The sequence below is a fragment of the Paenibacillus sp. J22P59 genome, from assembly GCF_059383895.1.
Window position 1 is genome coordinate 79,570 of record NZ_JBXENX010000014.1, and the last position, 25,612, is coordinate 105,181.

20 protein-coding genes, 1 pseudogene and 1 riboswitch are annotated in these 25,612 nt (G+C 45.2%); of the genes and pseudogenes, 16 read left to right on the top strand and 5 right to left on the bottom strand.

Annotated elements, in window-relative coordinates; translation table 11 throughout:
* Positions 1–124 precede the first annotated feature (124 nt).
* The 3 genes and pseudogenes from AC50YO_RS21305 (at position 125) to AC50YO_RS21315 (ending at position 3,227) form a co-directional block, all read left to right on the top strand.
* On the top strand, positions 125–865 hold the full coding sequence (locus tag AC50YO_RS21305) for a response regulator transcription factor (protein ID WP_494850196.1): 741 nt from the start codon (positions 125–127) through the stop codon (positions 863–865).
* Positions 843–2,207, top strand: a complete 1,365-nt coding sequence (locus AC50YO_RS21310) for a sensor histidine kinase (RefSeq protein ID WP_494850197.1) — start codon at positions 843–845, stop codon at positions 2,205–2,207. The genes AC50YO_RS21305 and AC50YO_RS21310 overlap by 23 nt, the downstream gene beginning before the upstream one ends.
* A gap of 67 nt (positions 2,208–2,274) precedes the next feature.
* Positions 2,275–3,227 (top strand): annotated as a pseudogene (locus AC50YO_RS21315) (5'-nucleotidase).
* 6 nt (positions 3,228–3,233) lie between these two features.
* Here the strand turns inward: AC50YO_RS21315 and AC50YO_RS21320 are convergent.
* Positions 3,234–4,310, bottom strand: a complete 1,077-nt coding sequence (locus AC50YO_RS21320; protein ID WP_494850198.1) for a CopD family protein — start codon at positions 4,308–4,310, stop codon at positions 3,234–3,236.
* Between the two features lie 183 nt (positions 4,311–4,493).
* Between AC50YO_RS21320 and AC50YO_RS21325 the strand changes: the two genes are divergently transcribed.
* Positions 4,494–5,081: a copper resistance CopC family protein gene (locus tag AC50YO_RS21325; protein WP_494850199.1), complete on the top strand. Its 588-nt coding sequence runs from the start codon at positions 4,494–4,496 to the stop codon at positions 5,079–5,081.
* Complete coding sequence (locus AC50YO_RS21330) at positions 5,081–6,160, top strand: copper resistance D family protein (protein ID WP_494850200.1); 1,080 nt, start codon at positions 5,081–5,083, stop codon at positions 6,158–6,160. The genes AC50YO_RS21325 and AC50YO_RS21330 overlap by 1 nt, the downstream gene beginning before the upstream one ends.
* An 80-nt stretch (positions 6,161–6,240) precedes the next feature.
* On the opposite strand, the gene AC50YO_RS21335 is transcribed toward AC50YO_RS21330, so the two are convergent.
* The 3 genes from AC50YO_RS21335 to AC50YO_RS21345 form a co-directional block, all read right to left on the bottom strand.
* On the bottom strand, positions 6,241–7,509 hold the full coding sequence (locus AC50YO_RS21335; RefSeq protein WP_494850201.1) for an MFS transporter: 1,269 nt from the start codon (positions 7,507–7,509) through the stop codon (positions 6,241–6,243).
* Between the two features lie 335 nt (positions 7,510–7,844).
* The gene (locus tag AC50YO_RS21340; protein WP_494850202.1) at positions 7,845–9,110 is read right to left on the bottom strand and encodes an MFS transporter; all 1,266 of its coding nucleotides are present in this window, start codon (positions 9,108–9,110) and stop codon (positions 7,845–7,847) included.
* A 150-nt stretch (positions 9,111–9,260) separates the two neighbouring features.
* Positions 9,261–10,016 (bottom strand): SDR family NAD(P)-dependent oxidoreductase, encoded by a 756-nt coding sequence (locus AC50YO_RS21345; protein ID WP_494850203.1) that lies wholly within the window; start codon positions 10,014–10,016, stop codon positions 9,261–9,263.
* A 380-nt stretch (positions 10,017–10,396) separates the two neighbouring features.
* On the opposite strand from AC50YO_RS21345, the gene AC50YO_RS21350 reads away from it, so the two are divergent.
* The 5 genes from AC50YO_RS21350 (at position 10,397) to AC50YO_RS21370 (ending at position 17,157) form a co-directional block, all read left to right on the top strand.
* Positions 10,397–10,717, top strand: coding sequence for a winged helix-turn-helix transcriptional regulator (locus AC50YO_RS21350; protein WP_494850204.1), 321 nt, complete (start codon positions 10,397–10,399; stop codon positions 10,715–10,717).
* Positions 10,718–10,866: 149 nt separating this feature from the next.
* Positions 10,867–13,716: an ATP-binding protein gene (locus AC50YO_RS21355; RefSeq protein ID WP_494850205.1), complete on the top strand. Its 2,850-nt coding sequence runs from the start codon at positions 10,867–10,869 to the stop codon at positions 13,714–13,716.
* Positions 13,717–13,776: 60 nt separating this feature from the next.
* The gene (locus AC50YO_RS21360; protein WP_494850206.1) at positions 13,777–15,405 is read left to right on the top strand and encodes a response regulator; all 1,629 of its coding nucleotides are present in this window, start codon (positions 13,777–13,779) and stop codon (positions 15,403–15,405) included.
* A 23-nt stretch (positions 15,406–15,428) separates the two neighbouring features.
* Entirely contained in the window at positions 15,429–15,791 is a 363-nt protein-coding gene (locus AC50YO_RS21365; RefSeq protein ID WP_494850207.1) for a response regulator transcription factor, read from the top strand.
* A gap of 370 nt (positions 15,792–16,161) precedes the next feature.
* Complete coding sequence (locus AC50YO_RS21370; protein ID WP_494850208.1) at positions 16,162–17,157, top strand: GNAT family N-acetyltransferase; 996 nt, start codon at positions 16,162–16,164, stop codon at positions 17,155–17,157.
* Positions 17,158–17,444: 287 nt separating this feature from the next.
* On the opposite strand, the gene AC50YO_RS21375 is transcribed toward AC50YO_RS21370, so the two are convergent.
* Positions 17,445–18,200, bottom strand: coding sequence for a class I SAM-dependent methyltransferase (locus AC50YO_RS21375; protein WP_494850209.1), 756 nt, complete (start codon positions 18,198–18,200; stop codon positions 17,445–17,447).
* Between the two features lie 533 nt (positions 18,201–18,733).
* Here AC50YO_RS21375 and AC50YO_RS21380 point away from each other — a divergent pair.
* The 6 genes from AC50YO_RS21380 (at position 18,734) to AC50YO_RS21405 (ending at position 25,171) form a co-directional block, all read left to right on the top strand.
* Positions 18,734–21,520 carry a glycoside hydrolase family 3 C-terminal domain-containing protein gene (locus AC50YO_RS21380; protein WP_494850210.1) on the top strand — a complete coding sequence of 929 codons (2,787 nt, stop codon included), beginning with the start codon at positions 18,734–18,736 and terminating at the stop codon, positions 21,518–21,520.
* 642 nt (positions 21,521–22,162) lie between these two features.
* On the top strand, positions 22,163–22,939 hold the full coding sequence (locus AC50YO_RS21385) for a nucleotidyltransferase domain-containing protein (protein WP_494850211.1): 777 nt from the start codon (positions 22,163–22,165) through the stop codon (positions 22,937–22,939).
* The gene (locus AC50YO_RS21390; protein ID WP_494850212.1) at positions 22,930–23,769 is read left to right on the top strand and encodes a hypothetical protein; all 840 of its coding nucleotides are present in this window, start codon (positions 22,930–22,932) and stop codon (positions 23,767–23,769) included. The genes AC50YO_RS21385 and AC50YO_RS21390 overlap by 10 nt, the downstream gene beginning before the upstream one ends.
* Before the next feature lie 102 nt (positions 23,770–23,871).
* A complete protein-coding gene (locus AC50YO_RS21395) occupies positions 23,872–24,435 on the top strand; it encodes a beta-class carbonic anhydrase (RefSeq protein WP_494850213.1) in 564 nt (187 codons plus the stop codon).
* 203 nt (positions 24,436–24,638) lie between these two features.
* Positions 24,639–24,839 (top strand): cold-shock protein, encoded by a 201-nt coding sequence (locus tag AC50YO_RS21400; protein ID WP_494850214.1) that lies wholly within the window; start codon positions 24,639–24,641, stop codon positions 24,837–24,839.
* Positions 24,840–24,928: 89 nt separating this feature from the next.
* The gene (locus tag AC50YO_RS21405; RefSeq protein ID WP_494850215.1) at positions 24,929–25,171 is read left to right on the top strand and encodes a cold-shock protein; all 243 of its coding nucleotides are present in this window, start codon (positions 24,929–24,931) and stop codon (positions 25,169–25,171) included.
* 341 nt (positions 25,172–25,512) lie between these two features.
* Positions 25,513–25,596: riboswitch (cyclic di-GMP riboswitch) on the top strand.
* Positions 25,597–25,612 lie beyond the last annotated feature (16 nt).

Consider the following 25,612-nt stretch of genomic DNA (forward strand, 5'->3'; position numbering starts at 1 on the left):
TTCACCTACCTTACACAGCGAGTGTGGCAGAACATTGGTGTATTTGTGGAAAAACAATGGCACAGCCCAATTGCAAACGTCATCTTGTTATACTTATTGAAGAGAAACGCAGGAGGTAGAGAATGTGAACAGCCACTATCGAATCGCCATTGTGGACGATGATCTTCATATACGTAATTTGGTTGAAATTTATTTGCAGAAGGAAAATTATCAGACGATCGGTCTGGGAAGTGCAGAGGAGGCTATGGACCTCTGGCAGGCGAATCCTCCTGATCTATGGGTGCTGGACATTATGCTGCCGGGAATGGATGGCTATGAGCTGTGCAGGCGGATACGCCAGGAAGCGGAGGTACCTATTATTATGATCTCTGCCAAAGATACGGAAGTGGATAAAATCATGGGCCTTGAGCTGGGCAGCGATGATTATTTGGTCAAGCCGTTCAGTCCCCGCGAGCTGGTAGCCCGGATTAACCGCCAATTACAGCGATGGTATAAATATAACCAATCCGAAGATGCGGTCTCTAATGCAGCTGTACCGTTATCGCGGGTTGAAGCGGGAGAGCTGCAATTGCTGCCGGAGGAAAGACGAGTATTCTGGCAAGGGGAAGAGGTGGACATGACCAGCAAGGAATTCACGATGCTCAAAGTGTTCGCCGAGCAGCCGAATCGCGCTTTTACAAGGGAGGACCTGCTTACGCTCGTCTGGGGCGACGATTATTTCGGGAGCGATCGAGCTGTCGATCATTTGATCAAACGGATACGTAAAAAAATCGAGCATTTGCCCATTGAGTCGGTATGGGGACATGGTTATCGCATGAGAATGGATCGGAGTGTGCAGGAATATGAAGCTCGTTCATCAGATTAATGTGGCGTTTGGGATTGCACTTGTGCTCGTCCTCAGTATTACCGCAGTCTTAATTCACTATGTGCTCCTCGACCATTTCATGGGGACGCAGCAACAGGACATGAAGGCTATGGGAAGAGTATTGGCAGAATCCTTGACAGCGGAATCAACGATTGATTCTTCGATTAGTGCTGATGTAATTACTAAATCAGTGATAGCCACACCCAGCATAACGTCTATAGCTGCTGTCGTTACGGATTCGCAAGGCAATATTATGGAGAATATGCTACCCATTAGCGCTAGACAAATTCAACTAATAACTTCCGCGGATACAGTTGAAACGGACAGCCTTCAGCAAATATGGAATGGAACCGATGAGCGATTCCTATCGGAGGTCAGTATTGTTCCGCAGGGCACCTTGACGCTCCTTACGCCAGTCAGCAAGATCAAAGAGATTGAGCAGGCCTTGCTTGGACGTCTGCTGCTTGTGTTTGGAATAGGCGGCATTCTAATGCTGGTGCTCAGCCATTTCATTACAAGGAAGCTGATCAAGCCGTTAATGAAATTGAAGGAGGAGCTGACGAAGGTGAAGGCTCGCCAATTCTCTACGGTTAATCTAGTAAAGGCAGGGGGAGAGATAGGGGCAGTAGCACAGACGGTCTATGAGATGGCGGATGAGCTGAATCGCTTCAATCGCGCGCAAAAGCAGTTTTTTCAGAATGCGTCTCATGAGCTGAAATCGCCTTTAATGTCTATTGCGGGGTACGCAGAAGGCATTAGGGACGGTGTATTTGAAGGGGAAAGTGTCGGCAAGGGCTTGGACATTATTCTCAGCGAGAGCGGTAGATTGAAAAATATTATAACTGAAATGACGCTTCTGGCGAAGCTGGACAGTGAGGAAGATAGCTATAAGCCCTCCAGAGTAGACTTGCAGGATTTGCTGACTGAGACGATTGAACGCGTAAACCCCATGCTGGTCAAAAAAGATATTACCCTTCATTATTCTGGAAAGGAAGAGCAAGAGCTGCAAGTATATGCTGATCGTGATAAGCTGCTGCAAGCGCTGCTTAATGTGACCACTAATGCGATTCGCCATGCGAATAAACATATTTATATCGAAGCTGCCCTCAGCAAAGACGGCATTGCCTTAACCGTATCTGATGATGGGAGCGGGATAGCATCCGAGCTGCTGCCATATCTGTTCCATCGTTTCGTGAAGGGGAAGAATGGTGAGACAGGTCTTGGCCTCGCTATATCACGCGCTATTGTGGAACGCTGTGGAGGTCGAATTACTGCAGGCAACCGCAAGGAAGGCGGGGCCATATTCTCGCTTGGCTTCCCTGCTGTTACGACAAATGGATAGGAAAATACTTCCTTATATTGTAGTATGTTATTAAAATAGCATAGCTGATAGAGGAGGTAAGTATAAAATGCCATTTCCTATACAGGATAAGTTTGTTGTAGCAGTCGCTTCAAGCGCTTTATTCGACCTCACCGAGTCTGATCAGGTTTTTCAGGATAAGGGAGAGGAAGAATATCGGAAATTTCAACATGCCAATGAAAAGGTTATGCTGGAGCCGGGCGTTGCTTTTCCTTTAATTAAACGGCTGTTAATGATTAATGGGGAGGAGGAGAGTGAGCAGCCTGTTGAGGTTGTCCTCTTATCCAGGAATGATCCCGATACGGGCTTGCGCGTATTTCATTCGATTGAGCATCATGGGCTGGCGATATCACGGGCTGCTTTTGTGGCGGGCGGCAATCCGTTCATGTATATGGATGCGTTCAACGCCTCCTTATTCTTGTCTGCTAACCCTAATGATGTACGTGCGGCTATTAAGATGGGTCTTCCTGCTGCTCAGGTGTTCCCTTCTGCCTTCGTTGATAATGATGAGGAGCTGGAGCTGCGGATCGCCTTCGACTTTGACGGGATAATTGCCGATGATTCCTCAGAGGGGATTTTTCGAACATTAGGGATGCATGAATTTCAGAAGAATGAGAAGCAGCGGGCAACCGAAGCTCTCCCCCCGGGCCCGCTGTCCAAATTCTGCCACGAAGTCGCCCGACTGCAGCAGCGTGAATGGGAGAAGAAGCGGCTTGATCCGGATTATGTACCGCGGATAAGAATAGCAATCGTAACCGCGAGAAATGCGCCTGCACACCAACGGGTAGTAATGACGCTAAGAAGTCATGGTATTCGTGTTGATGAGGCTTTTTTCTTAGGCGGGATAGATAAACCAGAATACTAGAAGTATTCCGACCTCATATTTTCTTCGACGACCAGGTCGGCCATATTGAAGGGGTATCGAGCATATTTCCTTCTGCTCATGTTCCTTTTGGTGTTGCCAATATCGAGCAGCATGTTGGAGTGCCTGTGAGCAAATAGGGGCGCCTATTGTACAGACAAGAGCAAGCCAAGGAAAGGAAGAGTGACGCCTAACAACGTGCAAGTGATGAATAGGCTGCGCTTTTCTTTTTTATAGAGATAGATCAGTAAGGAAAGTGCGGCTAGTCCCATAGTGATAAGGAGCATGGAGGCTGCATTCCAGTCCCATTGAAGCTGCAGGTCCTGCCCATTCCCATGGAGCCATACGAATAGAGGAGAAGGAGACGGGTCCTCTAGCTCGCCTTCATGGGGCGGTTCTTGTACACCCATGTAAGCTGTAATCATGAGAACAGCCAGCGCGATGAACGTCTCCGCACGGAGCCACCACTGCAATCTGCGCTTATGAGTGCCATGATCCGTCAGCTTGGTCAAGAATCCATTCATGAAGCCAAGTAGGAGTAATGGCAGAACAACAAGATGCTTGAGCAGCAGAGCCTCTCCATAATTAATTCCCCATGAGTTCAAATAACCATCGACAATGTAGAACATCATGACGAAGCCAGCGGCTATAATAAGCGCCATACAGCTAATAGACAGAGGCGTATACCAGCGGACAAAAGCGTTCCAATTCCAGCTCCCCTTCGTAAACCAGGCGACGAGAATCAGCGTTCCGAGCCAGAGGGAGACGGCACCTACATGCATAGACTGAGATAGAAATCCCCAGGAGGAAGAGAAGCCAGCGGGGTGGCTTGCCCAGCCATGGGCAAGGACGCTGCCTGTCCAAGTAATGGCTAGCGCCCACTTTGTCCATTTGCGCTCAAGATGCCCCATTACGGTAATCATATACATGACCGTACAAATAATAAGATTCCAGACCCATGCATTCCCATAAGCGTAGTCTTGCAATACAATTAGCAGAACATGAAGGAAAGAAAGGTCTGCGGTAAAGTCCTGCAGAATAAGGGCAGTTCTTATCATGGATATGAATGAGAATAAGGGAATGCCTAGAATAGCGTACTGAAATAAGGCAAAAGGCACTTTAAGGGCGGGCTTGGCTTGATCCGCAATGAACTGAAGCAGAATATACCCTCCCGTAATCGCGAAGGACAAATAAAGCAGCGTTTCAAATAAGTAGATATACATAATAGGCAGCTCCAATCCGATGATGAGGTCCCCAGAAGCATAGCATAAAAGAAATACATGAATATATGCTCCTATATGATTTGTTCAAAATATTGTTATACCTGCAAGACTTTTTGCAGTTGCCCTTCTGATATAATTATCCAAACTGCAACGCAGCACGAAAAAATCGGAGGGGGCTATTCCTTGCGTCGTCTGTATGTTATGTCCATCGTATCGTTATTATTGCTTGCCTTGTTTCCACAACTAACCTTTGCACATACAAAGCTTCAAAGCTCAGTACCCGAACCTGACGCTATCATTGTACAAGAAATGAAAGAAATTGTAATGACCTTTAATACGGAGGTTGAACCGTTAAGCTCATTCGTATTGCAGCAAGAAGACGGTACAGAACTGCCGGTCGAGCGTGTTGAGATTATAGATGATCGAATTATAGGCAGTTTCGATCATGCTATTCCGAATGGTACCTATACGGTGGAATGGAAAATTGTCGGGCGAGATGGTCATCCGATTAAAGGCGATTTTCAATTCACAGTAGATGTACCTGTCGAAGCTGTAGAAGAAGAGCCTTCGCAAGAACCGACGCCAACGGCCACGCCTGCACAGACGATTGCTCCATCAGCGGAGCCGAACGCCTCAGACACCCCGCAGGAGAATACGACTGTGCAAGAAAGTAAAGAAGAACGTAATCAAGCTGGAATGTGGGTTATCGGCGGCGTCATTCTTGTTGCCTTGTTCGTTATTATTTGGGGTGCGAGGAGGAAGAAGCAGTAATGTGGTATTGGGCTGCCGAACCTTTTCTATATCTGTGCTTTGCTATTGTTAGCGGTCATGTCTTATTCAGTCTGGTCCCGGCTAATTATCGGCCAGTGGCTCTATTGTCGCCTAGGCTTGTAGCTGCTGCTGCAGTGGGAATTGGGATATTCTCGTTTTTTCCCATATTAAGAATAGTCTCGTTCTTCGCTGAAGATATCGGGTGGGGGCTGACCTTTCAACGAGTGATGTTCGATTTCACAGAGGGCAAGGCTTATCTATTTACATTAGCGCTATCTCTTCTATTAGCGGCTCTTATCCTGTGGAATGCACGTCTGGAGGGGACAGGCGGGGTTAAGGTGATTTTACTCCTGCTATCTCTTCTAATGGTCGCCCAGGGTTGGTCCAGCCACGTCGCTTCTTGGTATAGCACATGGGGCATTCTTGCTCAGACCTTACATATTATGGCCGTATCCTTGTGGGTAGGTCCTTTGCTTGTAGCAAGCTGGCATAATGACAGAACAGAGCATTGGAATCGGTTCTTGAGCTGGTTCCATCCGTTGGCGATCCTGTGCATGACGGTTATTGCGGCATCCGGCTTCGTCCTAACGATCGGTGTTGCTCCTGAATATGTGAATGCATGGAAGCTGTCCTATGGACAAGCCTTGCTTGTGAAGCATTTGCTGATCATCCCGTTAGTGCTGTTCGCAATTATGAACGGATTCTGGATGAAAAGAAAGCTTCGCGCTGACCAAGCATTTAATCCTCAGCCGTGGGCCAGAGCCGAAAGTATCATTCTTCTGGTAATCTTTTCGGTAACCGGCTTTATGAATCAGCAGCCTGCTCCTCATGATGTAGCAGATACATTGAATGAGTCGCCTGCATCACCTTTATATTTATGGTTCACAGGAGGAGTGTTGGATAAGGAGAAGGATTTGGCTCTGTCCTTTGGTGAGTTAAGTCTCTTCGCTTGTGCTGCGGCTATTATTGCGATGGTGACAGCAATCCTTTGCGCCAAGCGTCGCAAAGCTGTACAGACCTTATTATGGGCTGTAGCTAGTGCTGTTCTATTGTATTATGGCCTTATGTCGGCAGTATAAAGGAAATGGCGAGACAAAAGAGGGACTGTCCCAAAAATCATCTACATGACTTTTGGGCAGCCCCTTCTGTTCTGTAATATTTAGTTCCACAAACCAGCGTTCTCAAGCTTCTTCTTGCCTTTGAAAGCAACCGCTAAGGCAAATATGTTCACGATCAGCAGAATCCCGATCGTATATAGGATGGATGTGTAGTTACCGGTTAGCTCGGAGATAAATCCGTATGCAGGCAAAGCTACGACACCAGCAACGGCTAAGCCAATTACAGCAGAAGCGTAGATCTGGCTGTATTCCTTATTGCCGAATAAAGCTGAGGTTAACAAAGGACCTACTGTTCCGATGGATGCAGCTACGAAACCGTAGATGCTAATTGCCAGCGTAAATACTATAGGGTTGTTAGGAATGATAATCAGCATAAGAACGGGAACCAAGCCTATAAGCATAGCAGAGATCGCCGTGTTCCTTGCGCCAATCTTATCTGTCAATATACCGAAAGAAAGTGCCCCAATCAGCAATCCGATCTGCCAGCCGCCCATTGCCGAGCCTGCAAAGGTAATGTCATACCCGACAGAGATGGCGAATGGGGCTACATATTGGCCGAAGCTTCCGAACGAAGTAATAATGAAGAAGAAGACAAGCAGAGCATAGAAGGCAGATGATTTTCTAGCTACTGCTGCCGTAACGCCTGTAGCTGCAATCGTATGATTAGAAGCTGTCTTATCATCATTCTTTACTTCACCGGCACCCAGCGGCTGTAAGCCTTTTTGCTCGGGAGCCATGCGGATCGTTAAGATGATAGTGGGGATAACGATCGCCATCACGATTACGCCAAGCGCGATATAAGTATATCTCCAGCCTTCGCTTGCAATTAAGTTGCCTGCCATTGGCTGCAGGATGGCTCCGAACAAGCCGCCGGCTGCTACCATAATGCCCATTGCCAAGCCGTTGTGTTTTTTAAACCAGTTATTAATCAAGACAGGTCCGGCGATTTGACAGACAAAGACAGAGCCGATGGACATGGGAATACAGAACAAGTACCAGCCCCATACGGAATTCATTAGGCCGAACATAGCGAACGAGCCTGCTTGTAGAATGATTGCAATGATTAGAATAAGCCGAATATCATATTTGCTCATCAATTTCCCCGCGATTGGCAAGAATACCATCGTTACAAGGGCTGATATACTAAAGTATACGGACAGGCTGCCCATTCCGATTCCGAGATCCTCTGTAACAGGGGTCAAGAACAATCCGCCGGCAGTCATGATACCACCTTTTGCAAATCCGACCATTAGTGCTATGCCTAATAATATCCACCAGGCAAAGTGGAGCTTTTTCGTTTTCTTACTCATGATGAATCCCTCGTTTTCTTGTTGTGAGTGCATGATTCAAATCTATGATGACATTACGAGGCTCTTAGGCTAAGAAGGCATTCGTCATTGATCGGTAAGGAATGAATCTTTATTAATAAAATATATTTACTATACTTTTTATAGTTATTTGTTTTAATAGTATACGTTACAATAGTGCTTGTCAATTGGGTGAACGCGCTAGTTGTGATGTAATATTCCCCTCTGCAAGAAAACAATACTTATTAGGCGGAGGGGCATACCTAACAGCTTTTCAGCCACAAAAAATGGGACTCCCTGTGAGGGAGATCCCATTGTGAAAGACAGACATGAAAGGATTAGTTCCAGTGGCCTGCAGCTTCCAGCTTCTTTTTGCCTCTGAAAGCAGAGATAATGGCAATGATATTTAAAACTAACATAACGCCTACGGCATACAGGATAGATGTATAGCTGCCAGTGAGATCGGAGATATATCCGTATGCTGGCAAAGCAACGATACCTGCAATAGCTAAGCCCATTACTGCGGTTGCATAGATTTGGCTGTATTCTTTATTACCGAACAAAGCGCCTGTAAGCAAGGGTCCTAATGTACCGATAGAAGCAACTACAAACCCATAAATACAAATAGCTAGAGTAAACAGGGCTTTGTTGCCCGGAATCGTTAACAGCAGGAGAACGGGTACTAGTCCAAAGCTCATTGCAAAGATTGCGGTATTTCTTGCACCGATTTTATCAGTCAGGAAACCGAAAGTCAGCGATCCAATAAGTGAACCAATCATCCAGCCGCCCATTGCAGAGCCTGCGAATGAGATATCATAGCCCACATTAACTGCGAATGGCGCTACATATTGACCAAAGCTTCCGATCGAAGTGATGAAGAAGAAGAACAATAACAAGAAATAGAAGGATGAAGATTTTCTTGCAATAGCTGCTGTAACCCCTTTTGCTTCGATTGCTTTGGGAGCAGCATTATTGTCGCTTTTTACTTCTTCCATGCCAAGCGGCTGTAGACCTTTATGCTGTGGAGCCATTCTAATGGTTAAAATGACAGTTGGAATAACAACAACCATTGCCAAGATACCAAGGAAGATGTAGGCATATCTCCAGCCTTCGCTAGAGATCAGGTTGCCAGCCATTGGCTGCAGGATTGCTCCGAACAGACCAGAAGATGCGGCCATGATGCCCATTGCCAGACCATTGTGTTTCTTGAACCAATTGTTGATCAGGACAGGACCTGCCATTTGACAGACAAAGACGGAACCAATGGACATAGGGATACAGAACAAATACCAACCCCATACGGAATTCATAAGACCAAACATGGCGAAGGAACCCGCTTGTAGAATTGTACCAGCAATAAGTACCGTTCTAATGTTATACTTCATCATCAATTTGCCTGCGAGCGGCAAGAATAGCATTGTCACAATCGACGAAATACTAAAGTACAGGGACAAGCTTCCCATGCCCATGCCCAAATCTTCTGTAACAGGTGTTAAGAATAATCCACCTGCTGTGTTAATGCCGCCTTTCATGAAACCGATCATTATAGCGACGCCTAGTAGAATCCACCATGCATAATGAATTTTTTTCTTTGCTTGTTGCATAATATATCCCTCGTTTTCTTTACCTGTAGTGGGTTTTAAGATGGTTTTTAATCGTTAACCGCCATTTTTTATGCACTACAATATGAATGGCCTTTATCTAAAGGCCATTCATATTGTAGTGTTTTCTTCATGGGACTTAACGATTCAAGATTAACGCAATTTGATGGAGCCGCCATCAACCATGATCGTTTGACCTGTAATATAATCGGAGTCTTCACTTGCCAGGAATACGGCAACACGACCGATATCATTCTCAAGCTCACCAAGTCTTCTCATTGGAATCTTGCTAAGCATAGCTTGATAGTATTCTGGGTTTTCTTCAGACCATGCGATCAGGCCTGGTGACTTGGCAATCGGAGCAATGATATTTACATTAATGCCGAATGGACCAAATTCATTCGCTGCTACACGAGTAGCTGCACGGATCGCTTCTTTGGCAACAGCATAGGAAACTTGATTAACGTCGCCGTTAATTCCAGCACCAGATGCAAAGTTGATGATTTTACCTTTTGTTTCTTTAAGATAAGGAAGCGCTGCTTGCATGAAATAGAAGGTAGGATAGAAGCCAGTATTGAAGGATAGATCGAAATCGGATTGCGTGGTCTCAGCCATTGAGTTCATTCTTGAGGCATGTGCATTATTTACAAGAATATCGAGCTTGCCATACTTATCGACAACTTGTTTTACAATACCAGCTAATTTGTCATGCTCGGTAAGGTTAGCTTGAATGAACATGGATTCAGGCTGATATTGCTGCAGCTCTTGAATCGTTTGGTTGCCAGCTTCTTCGTTCAAGTCGATAATAACGACTTTTGCGCCTTCTTTAACGAAGGCTGTTGCCATACCCTTGCCAATACCGCCAGCAGCGCCAGTAATAATCGCTACTTTTCCTTCAAGTTTGCTCATGATGTCTCTCCTCTTAACAAAATGTAATTTGTACCGTCTCCAACATTCAATATTGAATTTGGAGCATACCTAGATGTTATAGCGTTTACCTTGCTTAAAGTTTGTATTCTCCCCGGACGATGAATACCACTTATAAAGTAACGCTTTTGGGTAAAGAATATTTGAAGTAACTTTTAATGAACCGAGTTACTTTGAATAACCAATAACAATACTAACTCTTTTATATTTTTGTGTCAATAATGTGAATGTAATAAATATAGGTTGAAAATACACCTTTCTGAGGCAGAAATTGTATGATAGAATTATTCTAGAATGTAAATTTCCTTATGTTATTAATAATGACTATAAAATGTTGATGGAACGCCCGGAGGTACTAAGTGATGACTGAGCAGGACAATAAACATGAATCAGGTAATAAGATTGAGGAAGGCTATCAGCTGTTAGGCAAGAAGTGGGTAGGCCTGATTGTTCATAATTTGATGATAGAGCCAAAGAGATTTAGTCAGCTTCACGTGTCTATACCAGCATTAAGCAAGCGTATGCTGAATGAACGGATTAAGGAGCTAGAGGATTACGGAATCGTTAATCGCAATGTTGTTAACGAACGTCCCATATACGTGGAATATTCCCTGACAGATAAGGGCTTGGATCTGGCAGTTGCTCTTTTAAAGGTTGAGTCCTGGGCGGAGAGATGGCTCTAGGAGCTTCATATTAAGGGAAAATATACATACCAAAACCGACTTCTAATATTCGGTTTTTTTTGTGTGCAAACCTTTGTATTCGGCAGAGGGGAAGTGTAATTATTGTCGAATTATAACAGAAGTGATAATTATGCCTAGGAGGCCAAGCGGTGGTCAAAGTACTAGATTATATTCGATATAGTATTAAACGAAGAATTGTTTCCATGATGGTGGTTAGTCTGTTGCTTGTTCTGGCTGGTGCGATTATTGTACCGTGGAATACGTTCCAGAATGTGCAGAAATATGATCGTACAACCCGTCAATTGAGTGAACGCCAAGAGCATATTACGAATATTGTCAACCATACGAATGAAATCATTTTAAGGGTTAGAGGCTATTTTGCCTATTTAGACAGCTATGAATATGATCAAATTTTCGTAGCCAAGGATGAGCTGGATAAATCTATCGCCGCGATTAAAGGCAGTGAAGCGTTGACCGTGGAAGAGCAGGATATGGTGCAGCGAGTGGATCTCTTCTTTGAAGAGTACTTGACTAATGTTCTGCCCAAAGGAGCCGCATTCGCAGAAAATGGCGATTATGAATCACTCCGCAAGCTCATTACACTCGGAGCTAACAACCCCGTCAATGAAATTATCGTGTACGCTCAGGATTCAGAGGCCAAGATTCGGATACAGCTAAAGAATGAGAATGACAAGCTGTTCCAAACGCTGTTTATGCAAAGCATTAATTTCTTCATATATAGTGCACTTGTGCTTATTTTCTCTATTATTATTACGCGCAAACTGGCTATGGATATTGGGAATCCGTTACGGCAGTTGTCTAATTATGCTCTGAACTATACCAGAGGGGAAACCATTCAATCGACCATGATGAAGAGGAAAGACGAGATTGGATTGCTCTCCCGGTCGCTGGACAATATGATTCATGAGATTACAGAGAAGGAAGAGGAGCTTCTTGCTCAGAACGAGGAGCTTCAGGCACAGCAGGATGAGCTGCAAGCACAGCAGGAAGAGCTGCAAAAGGCAATTGAGAAGATGGAAGAAAACGAAGTATATCTGAATAAGCGTAATTTACTAGCGCAATCCTTAGCTAATACGTTGGATAAAAAAGAGCTTTTAGATAGCATTATTCGTAATGTAGTGGAAATTACACGCTCAGAAAAAGGAATTTTATTGTTGATGAACGATACGCGGGACTATGCTGCGCATGGTCTAGCGCAAGAGGAAACCTCTCAGTTTCTGGATGGCTTCGGCCAGAGTGCAATTATTCGTTCATTAGAAATTAAGAGACTGTATACGCGCGAGCGGGAAGCGACAGGTGGGGAGAAAGGCTATGTCACAGGGTCCGTTCAGGCCTATGATATTTTCGTTCCTCTATATAAAGGAAGCGGGGATGTCGCAGCGTGTATGGTGCTGACTCGTATAGGCCGGTCTATTGGTCAACGAGAAGAGCAGGAAATAGCAGGTCTGGCGGGACAAATCTCTCTATCCCTAGAGAAGCTCGAGATGTTCGAAGCGACAGAAGGGCAAAGGCAGATGACGCAGGATGTGCTCAATACGATTCAAGAGGGCATTCAGTTAATGAATCTTGAGGGACAATCTCTTCAGGTTAATGTGACATTATATGAGCTGCTTGAGCTCTCTTATGAAGCAGATGAATTGAATGGTGTTCTATTGGAAGAATTCGTGACACTGTTGAAGGCTAGAAGTGAAGATGCGGAGGCTTTGCTCGAATTTATAAGGAATGCATTGAATGGCACAGAGCAAGCTCAGACGATGAATTATGTGCTCAAAGGTGAAGCGCCTCGCTATATTCAAATCTATTGGGAACCGATCTATCGCAATAAGCAGCAGTTCGGCATTCTGCTCGTTCATCGGGATATTACGAAGGAGCATGAAGTAGACCGAATGAAATCAGAGTTTGTCAGCACGGTCAGCCATGAATTAAGGACACCTTTAGCAAGTATTCTGGGGTTCTCCGAGCTTATGCTGCATCGGGTGCTTAAGCCTGAACGCCAGCAGAAATATATGGCGACGATCCATCAGGAAGCTAAGCGTCTCACGCAGCTCGTCAATGATTTTCTAGATTTGCAACGAATGGAGACAGGCATCCAATTCTATGAATTGAAGCCGGTAGATATCTTGTCTGTTGTAGAGGAAGTGAAGGAGCTGCAGCAGGCCAGTACAGAAAACCACACCATTGTCTGGCATGCAGAGCAGCAGCAGGCGATTGTGCTTGGGGATCGGGACAAACTGGTACAGGTATTGGTTAACCTTGTAAATAATGCTGTCAAATATTCGCCTGCGGGCGGCGAGATTCGTCTATCCGCCCACAAAGAAGGCGATCAAATACGAATTAATGTAGCAGATGAAGGCTTAGGAATACCTGCTCAGGCGCTTCCGAATCTATTCACTAAGTTTTATCGTGTTGATAATTCGGATCGGCGTGAAATCGGCGGCACTGGACTAGGGCTGGCTATTGTCAAAGAGATCGTGAATCAGCATCATGGAGAAGTGAGCGTGAAGACCGAATTGGGAGAAGGAAGCACGTTCTCCATCGTTCTTCCGCTTCACAAAACGGTTGTTGAAGACAGACAAGGGAATTCAAACTCCCATAGAGTGTCAGAAGAAGCTTCTTTGCAAGTAATGCTTGTAGAGAACGATTATAGCCTATCCATTATGCTTCGGGACGAGCTTGTGGAGCGAGGCTATCATACAGCAGTATTTACGGATGGCATTAGCGCGCTTCAGGCTATGGAACAACATCAGCCGGATATCATCGTGCTTGATTTGAAGCTGGCACCGGATATGACGGGCTGGGAAGTGATTGAGCGTATGAAAACCTCAGATAACCTTGCGAGTGTCCCGATTATTATCTCTAGCGCTTTTGAAGAGAAGGAAAAGGCCTTGCATTGGGGAATTACTCATTTCTTAATCAAGCCTTATGTGCCGATCAAATTAATTGAAGCTATTGAGGACATCATGCGTATATCCAAATAAGGATAGAGGATTGTCGTTGAACCGTTGGCTGAAAAAAATGAATCCTTGAGGAGAAGTCAATTGATTATAGAAAAGTATAAGCATCTTGTGGAGCAACGAATGAGAAGCTCGCTCGATGAATGGGCAAGCAGGGATTTCGTAGAGGAGAAGGAAATTTATCGTTTTCTTCATAATCTAAAAGGAACGGCAGGAACAATCGGAATGGTGGAGATAGAGAATGAGGCAGCCCATAAGCTGGAGCTCTTCTCTGATACGAGCATGCGCCCCTTTACATATTCAGAGTGGCATACGCTGTTAGGCTCCCTATTCGAGCATATCCCGGCGATTCTAATTGATGGAAATCCCTCCAGCGTGCCGACAGAGCAGTTGTCATTGAATGAGCAGGAAGGGAAACGCATTCTTATTATTGATGACGATGTGGAACTGGCTGCTTATTTGAAAGGCCTATTGGAGGAGCGCGGTTATCCAGTCAATATCGCGTTGACGGCCGAGCGCGGGCTTAAGCTCTTTTATGATTGGAAGCCGAACATGATTCTTCTGGATATTCTTCTCCCGGACACGAACGGGATGGAGGTTCTTAAGCAAATCGTAGAGAAATCGCAGCAGGAGCACTCGCCGATTATTGTCATTAGCACCAACGATACGAGAGAGCACCGCATTCATGCGTATCGTTTGGGAGCCATGGACTTCTTTTCCAAGCCGATAGATGAAGAGCTACTGCTTGTTTTAATAGATAATCGCTTCCAAATTAAACAGCAATGGGAGCATTCGATCACGGTCGATGAGCTGACAGGGGCTTATAATCGCAAGCATTTCAACAAAGTGATGCATCAGTTGATCTCGAACTTCCAACGAACAGATCAAGTATTCACGCTGATCTTCATGGATCTGGATCACTTCAAGCAGGTGAATGATACCTACGGGCATCTTATGGGCGATGAGGTGCTGAGAAGCTTCGCAGCTATCGTAATGGATGCCAAACGCGAAGGAGATATTTTATGCCGCTATGGTGGAGAGGAGTTTGCCCTGATTCTTCCGAGTACGGACAAGTCACAGGCACTGGACCTGCTTCAGCGTATTCGTGAGCAATTCTATGCTCATCTATTCGTATCAGCCGGGCATTCCTTCCATGTCGCTTTCACAGCAGGAATTACGGATAGCCATGCAGGCAATGCCCATCCTGAGAAAATGGTTGAAGAGGCTGACCAAGCGCTCTACGCAGGCAAAGTATCCGGGCGGAATCAAGCGGTCCTCTTTTCGCCGCAGATGGTAAGTGCTCAGAAGGAACAGAAGCTGAATATTATTATTGTGGATGATGATCCGCTTATTCGGGAAATAGTCGTATCCCAGCTGCTGCAATGGCAGCCGAGCAGAGCTATTCAAGTGTCAGTACGAGGCTATGAGGATGGCATTGCGTTCTTGCAATCGGATTGGTATTCCGATCAGGATAAATATATTATACTGCTGGATGGCGCTATGCCGACTATGGATGGAGTAGAAGTATTGAATAAGCTTCGTCAAGAATATCCGGAACGGAATATCGTTGTAGCTATGTTAACCGCAAGAACGAACCAAACGGATATTATTCATGCACTGCAGCATGGGGCCGATGATTATATTATTAAACCTTTCCAAATGACGGAGCTAGTATCAAGAGTCGAACGATTGGTACACAAAATATATAAATAAGGAACGCAAGCCAAGGGGGCGCTATGAAAAAAATATTGATCGTTGATGATGAGGAAATTCTTCGCATGCTGATTGCCGATACACTTGAAGATCTGGATGTACAGATTGAGGTGGCGGAGGATGGAAGAATCGCATTGGAGAAGCTAAGTCAGACCGAGTATGACTTAATGCTTCTTGATTATATGATGCCGGAGCTATCTGGAATGGAGATTCTGGAACGGCTGCCGCAGGAATTAAAGGCTAAGATGCCAATCCTTATGCTGACGGCCAAGGCACAGGACTCAGATCGGAAGAAAGCGATGGATGCAGGAGTTAGAAGCTTTATCGCGAAGCCGTTCAGCCCATTGGAGCTGCTCGGAATTGTAGAGGGAATTTTGGGCGAGTAGCATAGCTAATCAGCGCGTACCGATATTTGATGGGTACGCGTTTTTATTAAGCAAACCTATGTTAGTGGAAAACAAGGAGAACAAATTGTATTAATTATTTCATCAGGATACACTATTGTTTTAGAAATCGGCATGCGATTACAAGCGACATATAGCAGGGGTCGTTATTCTTAATCTTAAAGGCTCTGCTGCTCATTAAGTAGGCGATAAATGGAATAGCGTTGAAGGAGACACATCAGTTTATACTAATGTGTCTCTTTTTTATATCAAATGATTAAACTTGCTATGAAGTGGTATGACGGCTGATTATAATGGAATAAATACCAATATTTATAGATTATAATGAATGAGTATAAGAGGAGAAAAGAAAATGGGGATAATTATTAGACCGATGGTTGTGCCTCAGGATTATGAGGCAGCTGTCCGTCTGTTCAACGGGATTGCTTCAGAGCTGATAACAATAAAGGAGGTTGCAGATGAAGATGCGCTGATACCGCTGGAAGGATCGTTAACTCGTGACGAGAATGATCGCCTAACAGGGCATGACCGACTGCGTTTGATTGCGGAAGACGATCAAGGATCGGTACTTGGATACGCTCATGCATGGCGAGCGCCTTGGTCGCTTCCGGGCGCACTGTATGGGCAAGTTATTGTAGACCCGAATGAACAAAAGAAAGGGATAGGCAATAGGCTTTATGAGGCCATAATGTCCTATGCTTTGAGGGTAGAAGCGGATCGTCTAGTGTTCGATATTCGGGATAATGATCCCGTTTCTATTGCATTTGCAACCAATCGGGGTTATACACAGGAACGACATTTGTTCGAATCACAAATTGAATTAAGTGAGAATGTTCTTGTTCTTGCAAGCAGTAAGGATTCAGGTCTTGTCACCAGTGGGGACGGTCGATTCCAGATAGCAACATTAGCGGATAGACCGGGTGAGGAATTTGAACGTCGGTTATACGATTTGTATCGTGCGACGAATGAAGATATTCCAGGCTTCGAGGGGGAATATATGTGGTACAGCGAATGGCGCAAGCGTAGCGTTGATAAGAGTGATTTTGACAGATCGTTGGTCCTTATAGCACTTAATGATACGGATTCACCTGTTGGGGTAGTGCAGCTTACTGCTTTTCCAGAATCGAAGAGCCTTTATAACAGCTTTACCGGTGTTGATGCTGCCTATCGCGGTCAAGGTATTGCTAAGGCACTCAAAGAGCAGTCCATTATCGAAGCCAGTGTACGGGGCTGCCACTCTATCCGCACGAATAACGACTCATTCAATGTGCCCATGCTGAGAATTAACCAAAAGCTTGGCTATAAGCCTGTTCCCGGCTATTACCAGATGACACGAGGTATGGATTAGATGCTTGTTTGGAGCGAGAAGCGTTCGATGAATTTAAGCTACTTGTGTAGCTAACTGTGTACCTAACGGAACGCAGCTCCGCTATTTGTGACTTTTAAAATGATTTGAGATAAATTACGGAATACGGTTCCGTTATTTTTGCGAATGAGAGAGCATGAAGAGGAATTCCAACAAATAGCGGAATGCAGATCAGTTATTTTAAAGAAAGAGAGGCAATGAAATAAATAGAGGAACGTGGTTCCGCAAGGCGCTGCACAACTTCGGAACCTAGTGATCCTACAGGACAATTACACCTTCCCCATATAACTGCGGGTCAGATTGGGCATGATCAATACATCGTTCTTGCTGTACTGTGCGTACAATTCGGTGAGAGCCTGAACGAACGGATCATACTGTTCATCGGTCTGCCTCGGGGCATAAGAGGCTGATAAATTTCGGCCAATGAAGCTGTTCAAATCAAAGGTGAGAGGGTTCTCAAATTGCCGATACTCAAATTCCCCATCCCTGAAAAATTGCTGATAGATAGCAGGAGTTTCCTCTATCCCCCCACTAAAGCCTATGAAATCGGGACAGTACGCCTTGCATATTTCCCAATTCGCCTTAACCAAATCACTCGTTGATACTCGGCTGTTCCATACCAAAGCAACACTCGCATCTTGCTTCAATATTCTCTGGGATTCCCGTAAGAAGCTTTCCTTATCGAACCAATGGAAAGCTTGAGCAACCGTAATAAGATCTATACTATGGTCCGGGAGCTGTGTATGCTCGGCGGTGCCATTGAAAGAAGAAAATCCAGAATAATGCTGCAGGCCGGTCTCAGCAGCAGCACGCATATCTGCGTTTGGCTCAATGGCACTTACTTGTAGACCGCGATCAAGCAGCTGTCTGGTCAAAATGCCTGTACCGGAGCCTATATCTGCGATCCGATGCTCCGGGGTCAAAGAGCTGGAGCTAACGAGATAGTCGATATATTGCAGAGGATAGCTCGAACGATATTCCGCATAAATAGCCGCTTTTCCTGTAAACCTATTTGTTGTTTCCATAAGGTCAGCCTCCCTCTCCAACTATTATTTTGTCATAGGCAAGCGAGGATAACAAACCTCTTGCTCTCTCGGGGCTAGACCTGATTATATCCATTTCTAATAATAGCGAACATAGAAGAGGAATAACTATAGATGAAGAGTTAGAGAGAGATATACGGAGAATGTATTGGTATTTATCGCCTTTGATATAGAGATAGCTCGTCATGAAGTAATTGTGCTCTATGAAGGACGTATGGTTAATGAATAGTTAGGTTATACTTCTTGAGCTCGCTCTGGGTCGGCTGTATTTGGCTGAACTAGCCCAAGGTGAGTTCTTTTTGTTAAGGGAGCTCAAAAAATAAATAATGCGATGCATGCGAATTTTTCTTTTCTTCAATGGCATTTGCTACTATGATACTAGGTAGATGCCTTACACTATCGTTTTGTGCTTATAAGAGGCTATTAGTGAAAGAGCGTTCATTTAGAAGCAATTATCAACCGAGTTTCTCCCTATCTAGGAATAGGTGCGGAGCTGACAACCAGGAGGGCACACAATGAGCACACAGAAATTCGGAATTCCATTAGAAGGCTTTGCTGAATTTAGCAGGAAGGTAGCCGCAGAGGGTGCTGTTCTGCTGAAAAATGACGGACATGTTCTTCCTCTTCTGAAAAACGAGGCGGTTTCTGTTTTTGGCAGGACGCAGGTTAATTATTATCGCAGCGGCACAGGCTCTGGGGGCAGTGTTCACGTAACCCATACAACGAATCTGCTGGATGGCCTTCGGGATAAAAAGGACATTGCGATTAACGAAGAATTAGCAGCCGTATATGAAGAGTGGATTAAATCGAATCCTTTCGATAATGGCGGAGGCGGCTGGGCAGCAGAACCATGGCACCAAAAGGAAATGCCCCTCACGGATGAGCTGGTAGCTGCGGCAAGGAATAAATCAGCCAAAGCCATCGTTGTGATAGGCCGTACAGCAGGAGAAGACCAAGATAATGCCAATGAGCCGGGCAGCTACCAATTGACGGCAGAAGAAAAAGCAATGCTGAAGCTGGTAACCTCCTATTTCGAGCAAACAGTCGTCGTGCTGAATGTATCGAATATTATCGATATGAGCTGGATGAATGATGAAGGCTACGTACACCCGATTCCATGTGTTATTTATAGCTGGCACGGAGGTATGGAAGGCGGAAATGCAATTGCTGACGTATTGGCCGGAGAGGTCACGCCAAGCGGCAAGTTAACGGACACCATTGCTTTCTCCATTGACGATTATCCTTCAACCCGTAATTATGGGAATGAACTAAAAAATGTTTATCAAGAGGATATCTATTTAGGCTACCGTTTTTTCGAAACGTTTCGACCGGATTGTGTTCAGTATGAATTTGGCTACGGCTTGTCTTATACAGAGTTTGCAATTAAGCCTGAAGAAGCTAAGCTGACGCTCAAAGAAGGCGTGGCTTATATTGAAATCGGCGTTACTGTACAAAATATCGGAACCGCTTATGCAGGGAAAGAGGTTGTACAGGTCTATTATGAAGCACCGCAAGGAAAGCTCGGCCAACCTGCAAGGGCACTCGCGGCATTCGTGAAGACCAAGGAGCTGCAGGCGGGTGAATCGGAGCAGCTGACGGTGAGTTTCCCTGTTCATACTATGGCTTCCTATGATGATGCTGGAGTGACAGGCTTCCCATCGGCTTATGTCTTAGAAGCAGGAACGTACCGCTTGTATGTGGGCAGCAGCGTAAGAAAGGTGCAGGAAATCAGCATGGATGGGCAAGATGGTTATGTAGTAGAAGCTCTTCAATTGGTGGAACAGCTTCAAGAAGCCATGGCGCCGACGGAAAGCTTCACAAGAATGAAGCCGGGCTCCCGCCAAGAAGACGGCTCGTATGAGCTGAGCTTCGAAGAGGTGCCGACTCGCAAAATTTCCATGGCGGCAAGAATTGAGGGCAACCTGCCTCGTACTCTGGAGCAGACTGGTGATCAGGGCTATAAACTAAGGGATGTCCATGACGGGAAGGTCAGTATGGAGGTCTTCATTGCCCAGCTCAGCGATAAGGACCTGGCGGTTATCATTAGAGGAGAAGGCATGAGCAGCCCGCTTGTTACGCCAGGTACGGCTTCGGCATTCGGCGGGGTCAGCGACAGCCTGCTCGATTATGGCATTCCGGTAGCGTGTACAGCGGACGGACCGTCCGGGATTCGGATGGATAGTGGACAAAAAGCGACTCAGGTTGCGATCGGAACCTTGCTTGCGGCAACTTGGAACACGGAGCTGGTCGAGGAGCTTTATGTTATGGAAGGGCAGGAATTGCTGAGCAATCATGTGGATGCTTTGCTGGGACCGGGCATGAATATTCGCCGTAGCCCGCTTAATGGGCGCAACTTCGAATATTTCTCGGAAGATCCGCTGATCTCAGGCGTATTCGCAGCAGCATGCACCCGCGGGATTATGAAAGGCGGCTCTAATGGTACGTTGAAGCATTTCGCCTGCAACAATCAGGAGAAGCATCGCAGCAAAGTCGATGCTATCGTCTCTGAGCGCGCTCTGCGGGAAATATATTTGAAGGGCTTCGAAATCGCAGTCAAGCAAGGCGGAGCGAATTCGATTATGACCTCCTACAATCCGGTTAACGGACATTGGGCAGCTTCCAACTATGATTTGAATACCACAATTCTTCGTGGGGAATGGGGCTTCAAAGGAATTGTCATGACTGACTGGTGGGCCATTATGAATGACGTGGTTAATGGAGGCCCAGCAGATCGGAAATTTACGAATTGGATGGTTCGGGCACAAAATGATCTGTATATGGTAGTCATGAACTATGGCGCGGAGATCAATGCATGGAATGACAACACACTCGATTCTCTGGATAATGGCACTTTGACCCGCGGTGAGCTTCAACGCAGCGCCATGAATATTTGTGAGTTCCTCATACAAGCGCCGGTATTCTCTAGAAAACAGGTGATTGAGGAAGCGGTAGGCTCCTTCACAGCCAATCCGGCACTATCGAAGGAACATGCACAGTCATTAGCGGACAATGCACAGGTGAACCCTGCATCAGCAGGCTCGACTGTAGTCAATGTAGATCAAGCCGGGGATTATCGGATTATTGTACACATTATGTCTCCGGAATCCGAGCTGGCGCAAAGTGCCTGCAGCGTGACGCTTAATGATCAGCCGATGACGGTTATTCAAACGAATGGTACAGATGGCAGATGGATTAAACAAAAGCTTGTGAAGGTTGCTCTTGAAGCAGGGCTATATGAGCTGAAGCTGGATTTCGTTAAGCCAGGTCTGCAGATCGACTGGATCGAATTTAAACAAGTGTAAGAGTATTTGTATAGAGGCTCCCGTAAGCTTCTGTTTAATATTGGGTGAAGAGAGAAACCTCCGTTTCCACTTAACAGTGGCTTCGGAGGTTTTTTCTTTTATCTAAGGATTTCATTCACTAGTCTGCTGCTTGTGGAGAAATCCTCGCTGTTTACAGGCGAATCTCTTTGTGGTCATTACGGTAATCCCTCCATACACTCATAGTCAAAGTAGTGTTAATAAAGCTGCTTCTTACTAGCTGATCAATAAGGCAGCAATCCCAATCCCCGCTCATACTCTGGAGGCATGAGGAAAGTACACCAAAGTGTGAGGAGAAGCTCCCATAATTATGACGATTAGTGTGGAATGCCCTGAGATATGAGGAAAACCTCATACCTCAGGAGGTTAGGCTCTTGAGCAATGAGGCTAGCCTCATACAATGCTTCTCATGGCGGAAGAGCAGGTTGTATGGATGAGAATAGCCTCACAGATTAGTGAGGTTATCGGTGTGCTCGCGGATGAAGTTATCCCTTAGATAGCTGGTCTCTCTTGAAACAGCTCCTTTTTCTACAGGTTCGCCATACTTTCGACCTGTTCGTTCACTCTGAATCGTGAGAAGATCAGTGCAACAGAACGTCATTGATTAGAAGGGACGGATATCAAATGATAGATAAAACCATTAAAGAAGAGCTGCATAGGCTGGAGCAAGAAGAACAGATTCGCATCCTATACGCCTGTGAATCCGGAAGCAGGGCATGGGGCTTCCCGTCACAGGATAGTGACTATGACATTCGGTTTATTTATATCCGGCCAGTTAATTGGTATCTATCTCTATTCGATAAACGTGATGTTATTGAACGACCTATTAGCAACAAGCTCGATATTAGCGGCTGGGATCTCAAGAAGGCACTCCATTTGTTCCGCAAGTCCAATCCGCCATTATTGGAATGGATGCAGTCACCGATTTGCTACATGGAACAATACAGCATTATAGAACAATTGCGTGGCATGTCCCCGCTTACTTTTTCTCCACGATCATGCCTATATCACTATATGAATATGGCTAGCGGCAACTATCGGGATTATTTGCAAGGCGAGAAGGTTAGGATTAAGAAATATTTCTATGTGCTGCGCCCGATTCTAGCATGCGGGTGGATCGACAAGTACGATGAAATGCCGCCTATACAATTCGATACATTGGTGCAACACCTTATTCCGCAAGATACGCCGTTGTGGCATGAGATTCAGCATCTGCTCCTTCGTAAAAAATCAGGAGAAGAATTGGACTTTGAGCCGAAGATATCCTTGATTAATGAATATATAGAAGAACGTTTGCTTTATTATGAACAATTGACTGGGGCAGTACAGGCAGTAGGGATGAATCTGGATGCACAGCTGGATGAATTGTTCCGCTCGGCTTTACAAGAAGTGTGGGGATAGACCTGCCATGGAAGGCGATGGGGAACGGATTGATTCAAAAGCAGTTCAGCTTGATCGAGAGGGCATTGGATACGGAGCTTGCATTCTTGGGACAGAACGGTTTCGAGGAAGCCTTCGACAAGCTGTCGGCTACTTATAACGAGAGCGGGTTCGAGAAGGATCAGTACCATCAGTCTAAGACAGCGCTGAGCGACAAGTATGGCTCAAGTGTGTATCAGAATTATAAGCATGTTCGAGAAGTGCAGGATACGTATATGCCTTTGGCGGAGCATACGAAGGCTTACCGAGTCTATAAGAAGCAATTGGGGCTATACGCAGGGGAGGCAAAGCTGGCTTATAAGCCGTTCGCGCTGCTCAAGGAAGTATATGAGAATGGGGAGGAACGCTTGCCGGATGAAACGACCTCCACGATCTATCGTTTCCTATCAGAGGATGACTTTATGCTGATTAACCTTACAGAGCCGGATGGATATGAAAGGGCAGAGAGCTATTTCTCCAAGCTGACAGTTGAGAACCAGATGGAAGGGGTCGTCATTAAGCCGGAGCGGGTGAGTGATAACGCCGTGCCTTATCTCAAGGTGCGCAATAGCAGCTATCTCTCTATTGTTTATGGGTACGACTACAAATTCCCGCATAAATACAGCAAGCTGATGAAGCAGAAAAATATTAGCTCGAAGCTCAGAACATCAGCTAGTGAATATCGTTTGGGAGCTCGAATGCTATCGGTGCGATTCAATGAAATTACACCAGCCAATGAGGCTTACAAAGAAACCGTAGCCAACCTGTTATTCGAGGTTGCGAAGGAGAAGGAGCTTGATCCGAGGCTGTAGGGCATTGCACGGCGGGGCTTCGACAATTTTGCCATCCTTATAAATTTGATGTTAAAATAAAAAAACCTATTCAGGTTCAGCATCATTTAAGGAGGCCATCAGATGTCTATCGTCCCCAGCTTATTGGCATATAATCAACAATTCGTCCAAGAGAAGTCCTATGAGGATTACTTAACGGACAAGTACCCGGATAAAAGAATAGCGATTCTTACTTGCATGGATGCACGGCTTAGCGAGCTGCTTCCGAAGGCGCTTGGTTTGAAGAATGGCGATGCGAAGTATATTAAAAATGCGGGTGCCATCCTAACCCAGCCCTTCGGCAGCGCTATGAGAAGCATTCTGGTAGCGGTATATGAATTAGGAGCACGCGAGATTATTGTCATAGGTCATCTCAATTGCGGAATGACGGAGATTGAACCGGATCGGATTATCAGCAAGTTTGCCGAGCATGGCATCGATCCTTTGGTTATTGAGACACTTGAAAATTCGGGCATTCGAATGGAAAAGTTTCTGCGCGGGTTTGAGCGCCCGGAGGATGGGGTCATGCATAGCGTTAAGATGATCCGCAAGCATCCGCTGTTCCCTGAGGCTATCCCTGTACATGGGTTTGTTATGGACCCGGAGACAGGCGCACTTGAGATGATTGTGGAGGATTATAGAGAATAATTCCATTAAGGTATAGGCCATGCAATCATTTCTAAAATATAGAATTTGCTATTCGTCTCAAAGTAAGGTATTATTAGTATATTGGAATTTAACCTAATTCACATATTGCCGAGGGTTATTATTTTAATTACTAACCTTGTGCAATATGTGAATTTTTATTTGTAACAGGATAAGAATTTCATGTAAAATTTGGAGGTGTTTCTATGCAAACAGGAACAGTTAAATGGTTTAATGCAGAAAAAGGATTTGGTTTTATCGAGGTTGAAGGCGGCGAAGATGTATTCGTACATTTCAGCGCAATTACAGGCGACGGCTTCAAATCGCTTGACGAAGGTCAAAAAGTAGAGTTTAACGTCGTTCAAGGTCAAAGAGGCCAACAGGCTGAGAACGTTGTAAAACTGTAGAATAATGATCAAATCCCCAAACGAACCGTTTGGGGATTTTTAATATCATGCTACCCAGTCACAAAGATTGTTCTGAGGGGGAAGGTCCATTGAATTATTCTTGGAATAGACCGTTGGAGAATTTACCTGAAGAAATGACCACTATTTGGTCCTGTACAAGCGTACAATGCAACGGTTGGATAAGAGATAGCTTCTCATTCAAAGAAGATCCTGTATGCTTGCAGTGTAAGTCTTCTATGATTAGCAGCACTAAGGTTCTGCCGATACTGATCTCGTCCGATCAGCAAATCAAGCTGCACAGAAAGAACCAAAAAGCAGGGAAAATATCGTAATACTATGATGTGTAAACCCACAACCGCACGAGGTTGTGGGTTTTTGCTGTCCAGCTTCATTATGACGTTACAATAATGTGAGATATGATGCAGCCCTTTCTGGTATGAATAGAAAAGAGAGGAAAGCAGCTAGCGCGGCTTATTTTTTTATCGACGGATAACAGCGGGATCGCCCGCTGTAATTCGTATTTTTTGGTTGTTTTGCATGAAATTTGTCGGAAAAAAACAGCTAAAAATCGCGAACAGACACGATGTTTGTCGGTATTAAAATAATGCCAAAAAAGCATGAAAATGCTACCAATTTCACGTTCCTTTTAGTAAAATATAAATATTATAATAACATATAGAAAAGGCAAACTATGCGAGAGCATAGGACGCAAAGCCACGGGTCTTAAGTAAATTCATATGACAGCCGGGTTGCAGACCGACATATCTATTATG

What these genes read in the sequence shown, in the direction of transcription:
- AC50YO_RS21320 (WP_494850198.1), bottom strand. Translation starts at nt 4,310, where the DNA reads ATGTATATCTACTTATTTGAAACGCTGCTTTATTTGTCCTTCGCGATT.
- AC50YO_RS21310 (WP_494850197.1), top strand. Translation starts at nt 843, where the DNA reads ATGAAGCTCGTTCATCAGATTAATGTGGCGTTTGGGATTGCACTTGTG.
- AC50YO_RS21335 (WP_494850201.1), bottom strand. Translation starts at nt 7,509, where the DNA reads ATGAGTAAGAAAACGAAAAAGCTCCACTTTGCCTGGTGGATATTATTA.
- AC50YO_RS21350 (WP_494850204.1), top strand. Translation starts at nt 10,397, where the DNA reads ATGACTGAGCAGGACAATAAACATGAATCAGGTAATAAGATTGAGGAA.
- AC50YO_RS21370 (WP_494850208.1), top strand. Translation starts at nt 16,162, where the DNA reads ATGGGGATAATTATTAGACCGATGGTTGTGCCTCAGGATTATGAGGCA.
- AC50YO_RS21375 (WP_494850209.1), bottom strand. Translation starts at nt 18,200, where the DNA reads ATGGAAACAACAAATAGGTTTACAGGAAAAGCGGCTATTTATGCGGAA.
- AC50YO_RS21395 (WP_494850213.1), top strand. Translation starts at nt 23,872, where the DNA reads ATGTCTATCGTCCCCAGCTTATTGGCATATAATCAACAATTCGTCCAA.
- AC50YO_RS21365 (WP_494850207.1), top strand. Translation starts at nt 15,429, where the DNA reads ATGAAAAAAATATTGATCGTTGATGATGAGGAAATTCTTCGCATGCTG.
- AC50YO_RS21330 (WP_494850200.1), top strand. Translation starts at nt 5,081, where the DNA reads ATGTGGTATTGGGCTGCCGAACCTTTTCTATATCTGTGCTTTGCTATT.
- AC50YO_RS21380 (WP_494850210.1), top strand. Translation starts at nt 18,734, where the DNA reads ATGAGCACACAGAAATTCGGAATTCCATTAGAAGGCTTTGCTGAATTT.
- AC50YO_RS21345 (WP_494850203.1), bottom strand. Translation starts at nt 10,016, where the DNA reads ATGAGCAAACTTGAAGGAAAAGTAGCGATTATTACTGGCGCTGCTGGC.
- AC50YO_RS21385 (WP_494850211.1), top strand. Translation starts at nt 22,163, where the DNA reads ATGATAGATAAAACCATTAAAGAAGAGCTGCATAGGCTGGAGCAAGAA.
- AC50YO_RS21340 (WP_494850202.1), bottom strand. Translation starts at nt 9,110, where the DNA reads ATGCAACAAGCAAAGAAAAAAATTCATTATGCATGGTGGATTCTACTA.
- AC50YO_RS21400 (WP_494850214.1), top strand. Translation starts at nt 24,639, where the DNA reads ATGCAAACAGGAACAGTTAAATGGTTTAATGCAGAAAAAGGATTTGGT.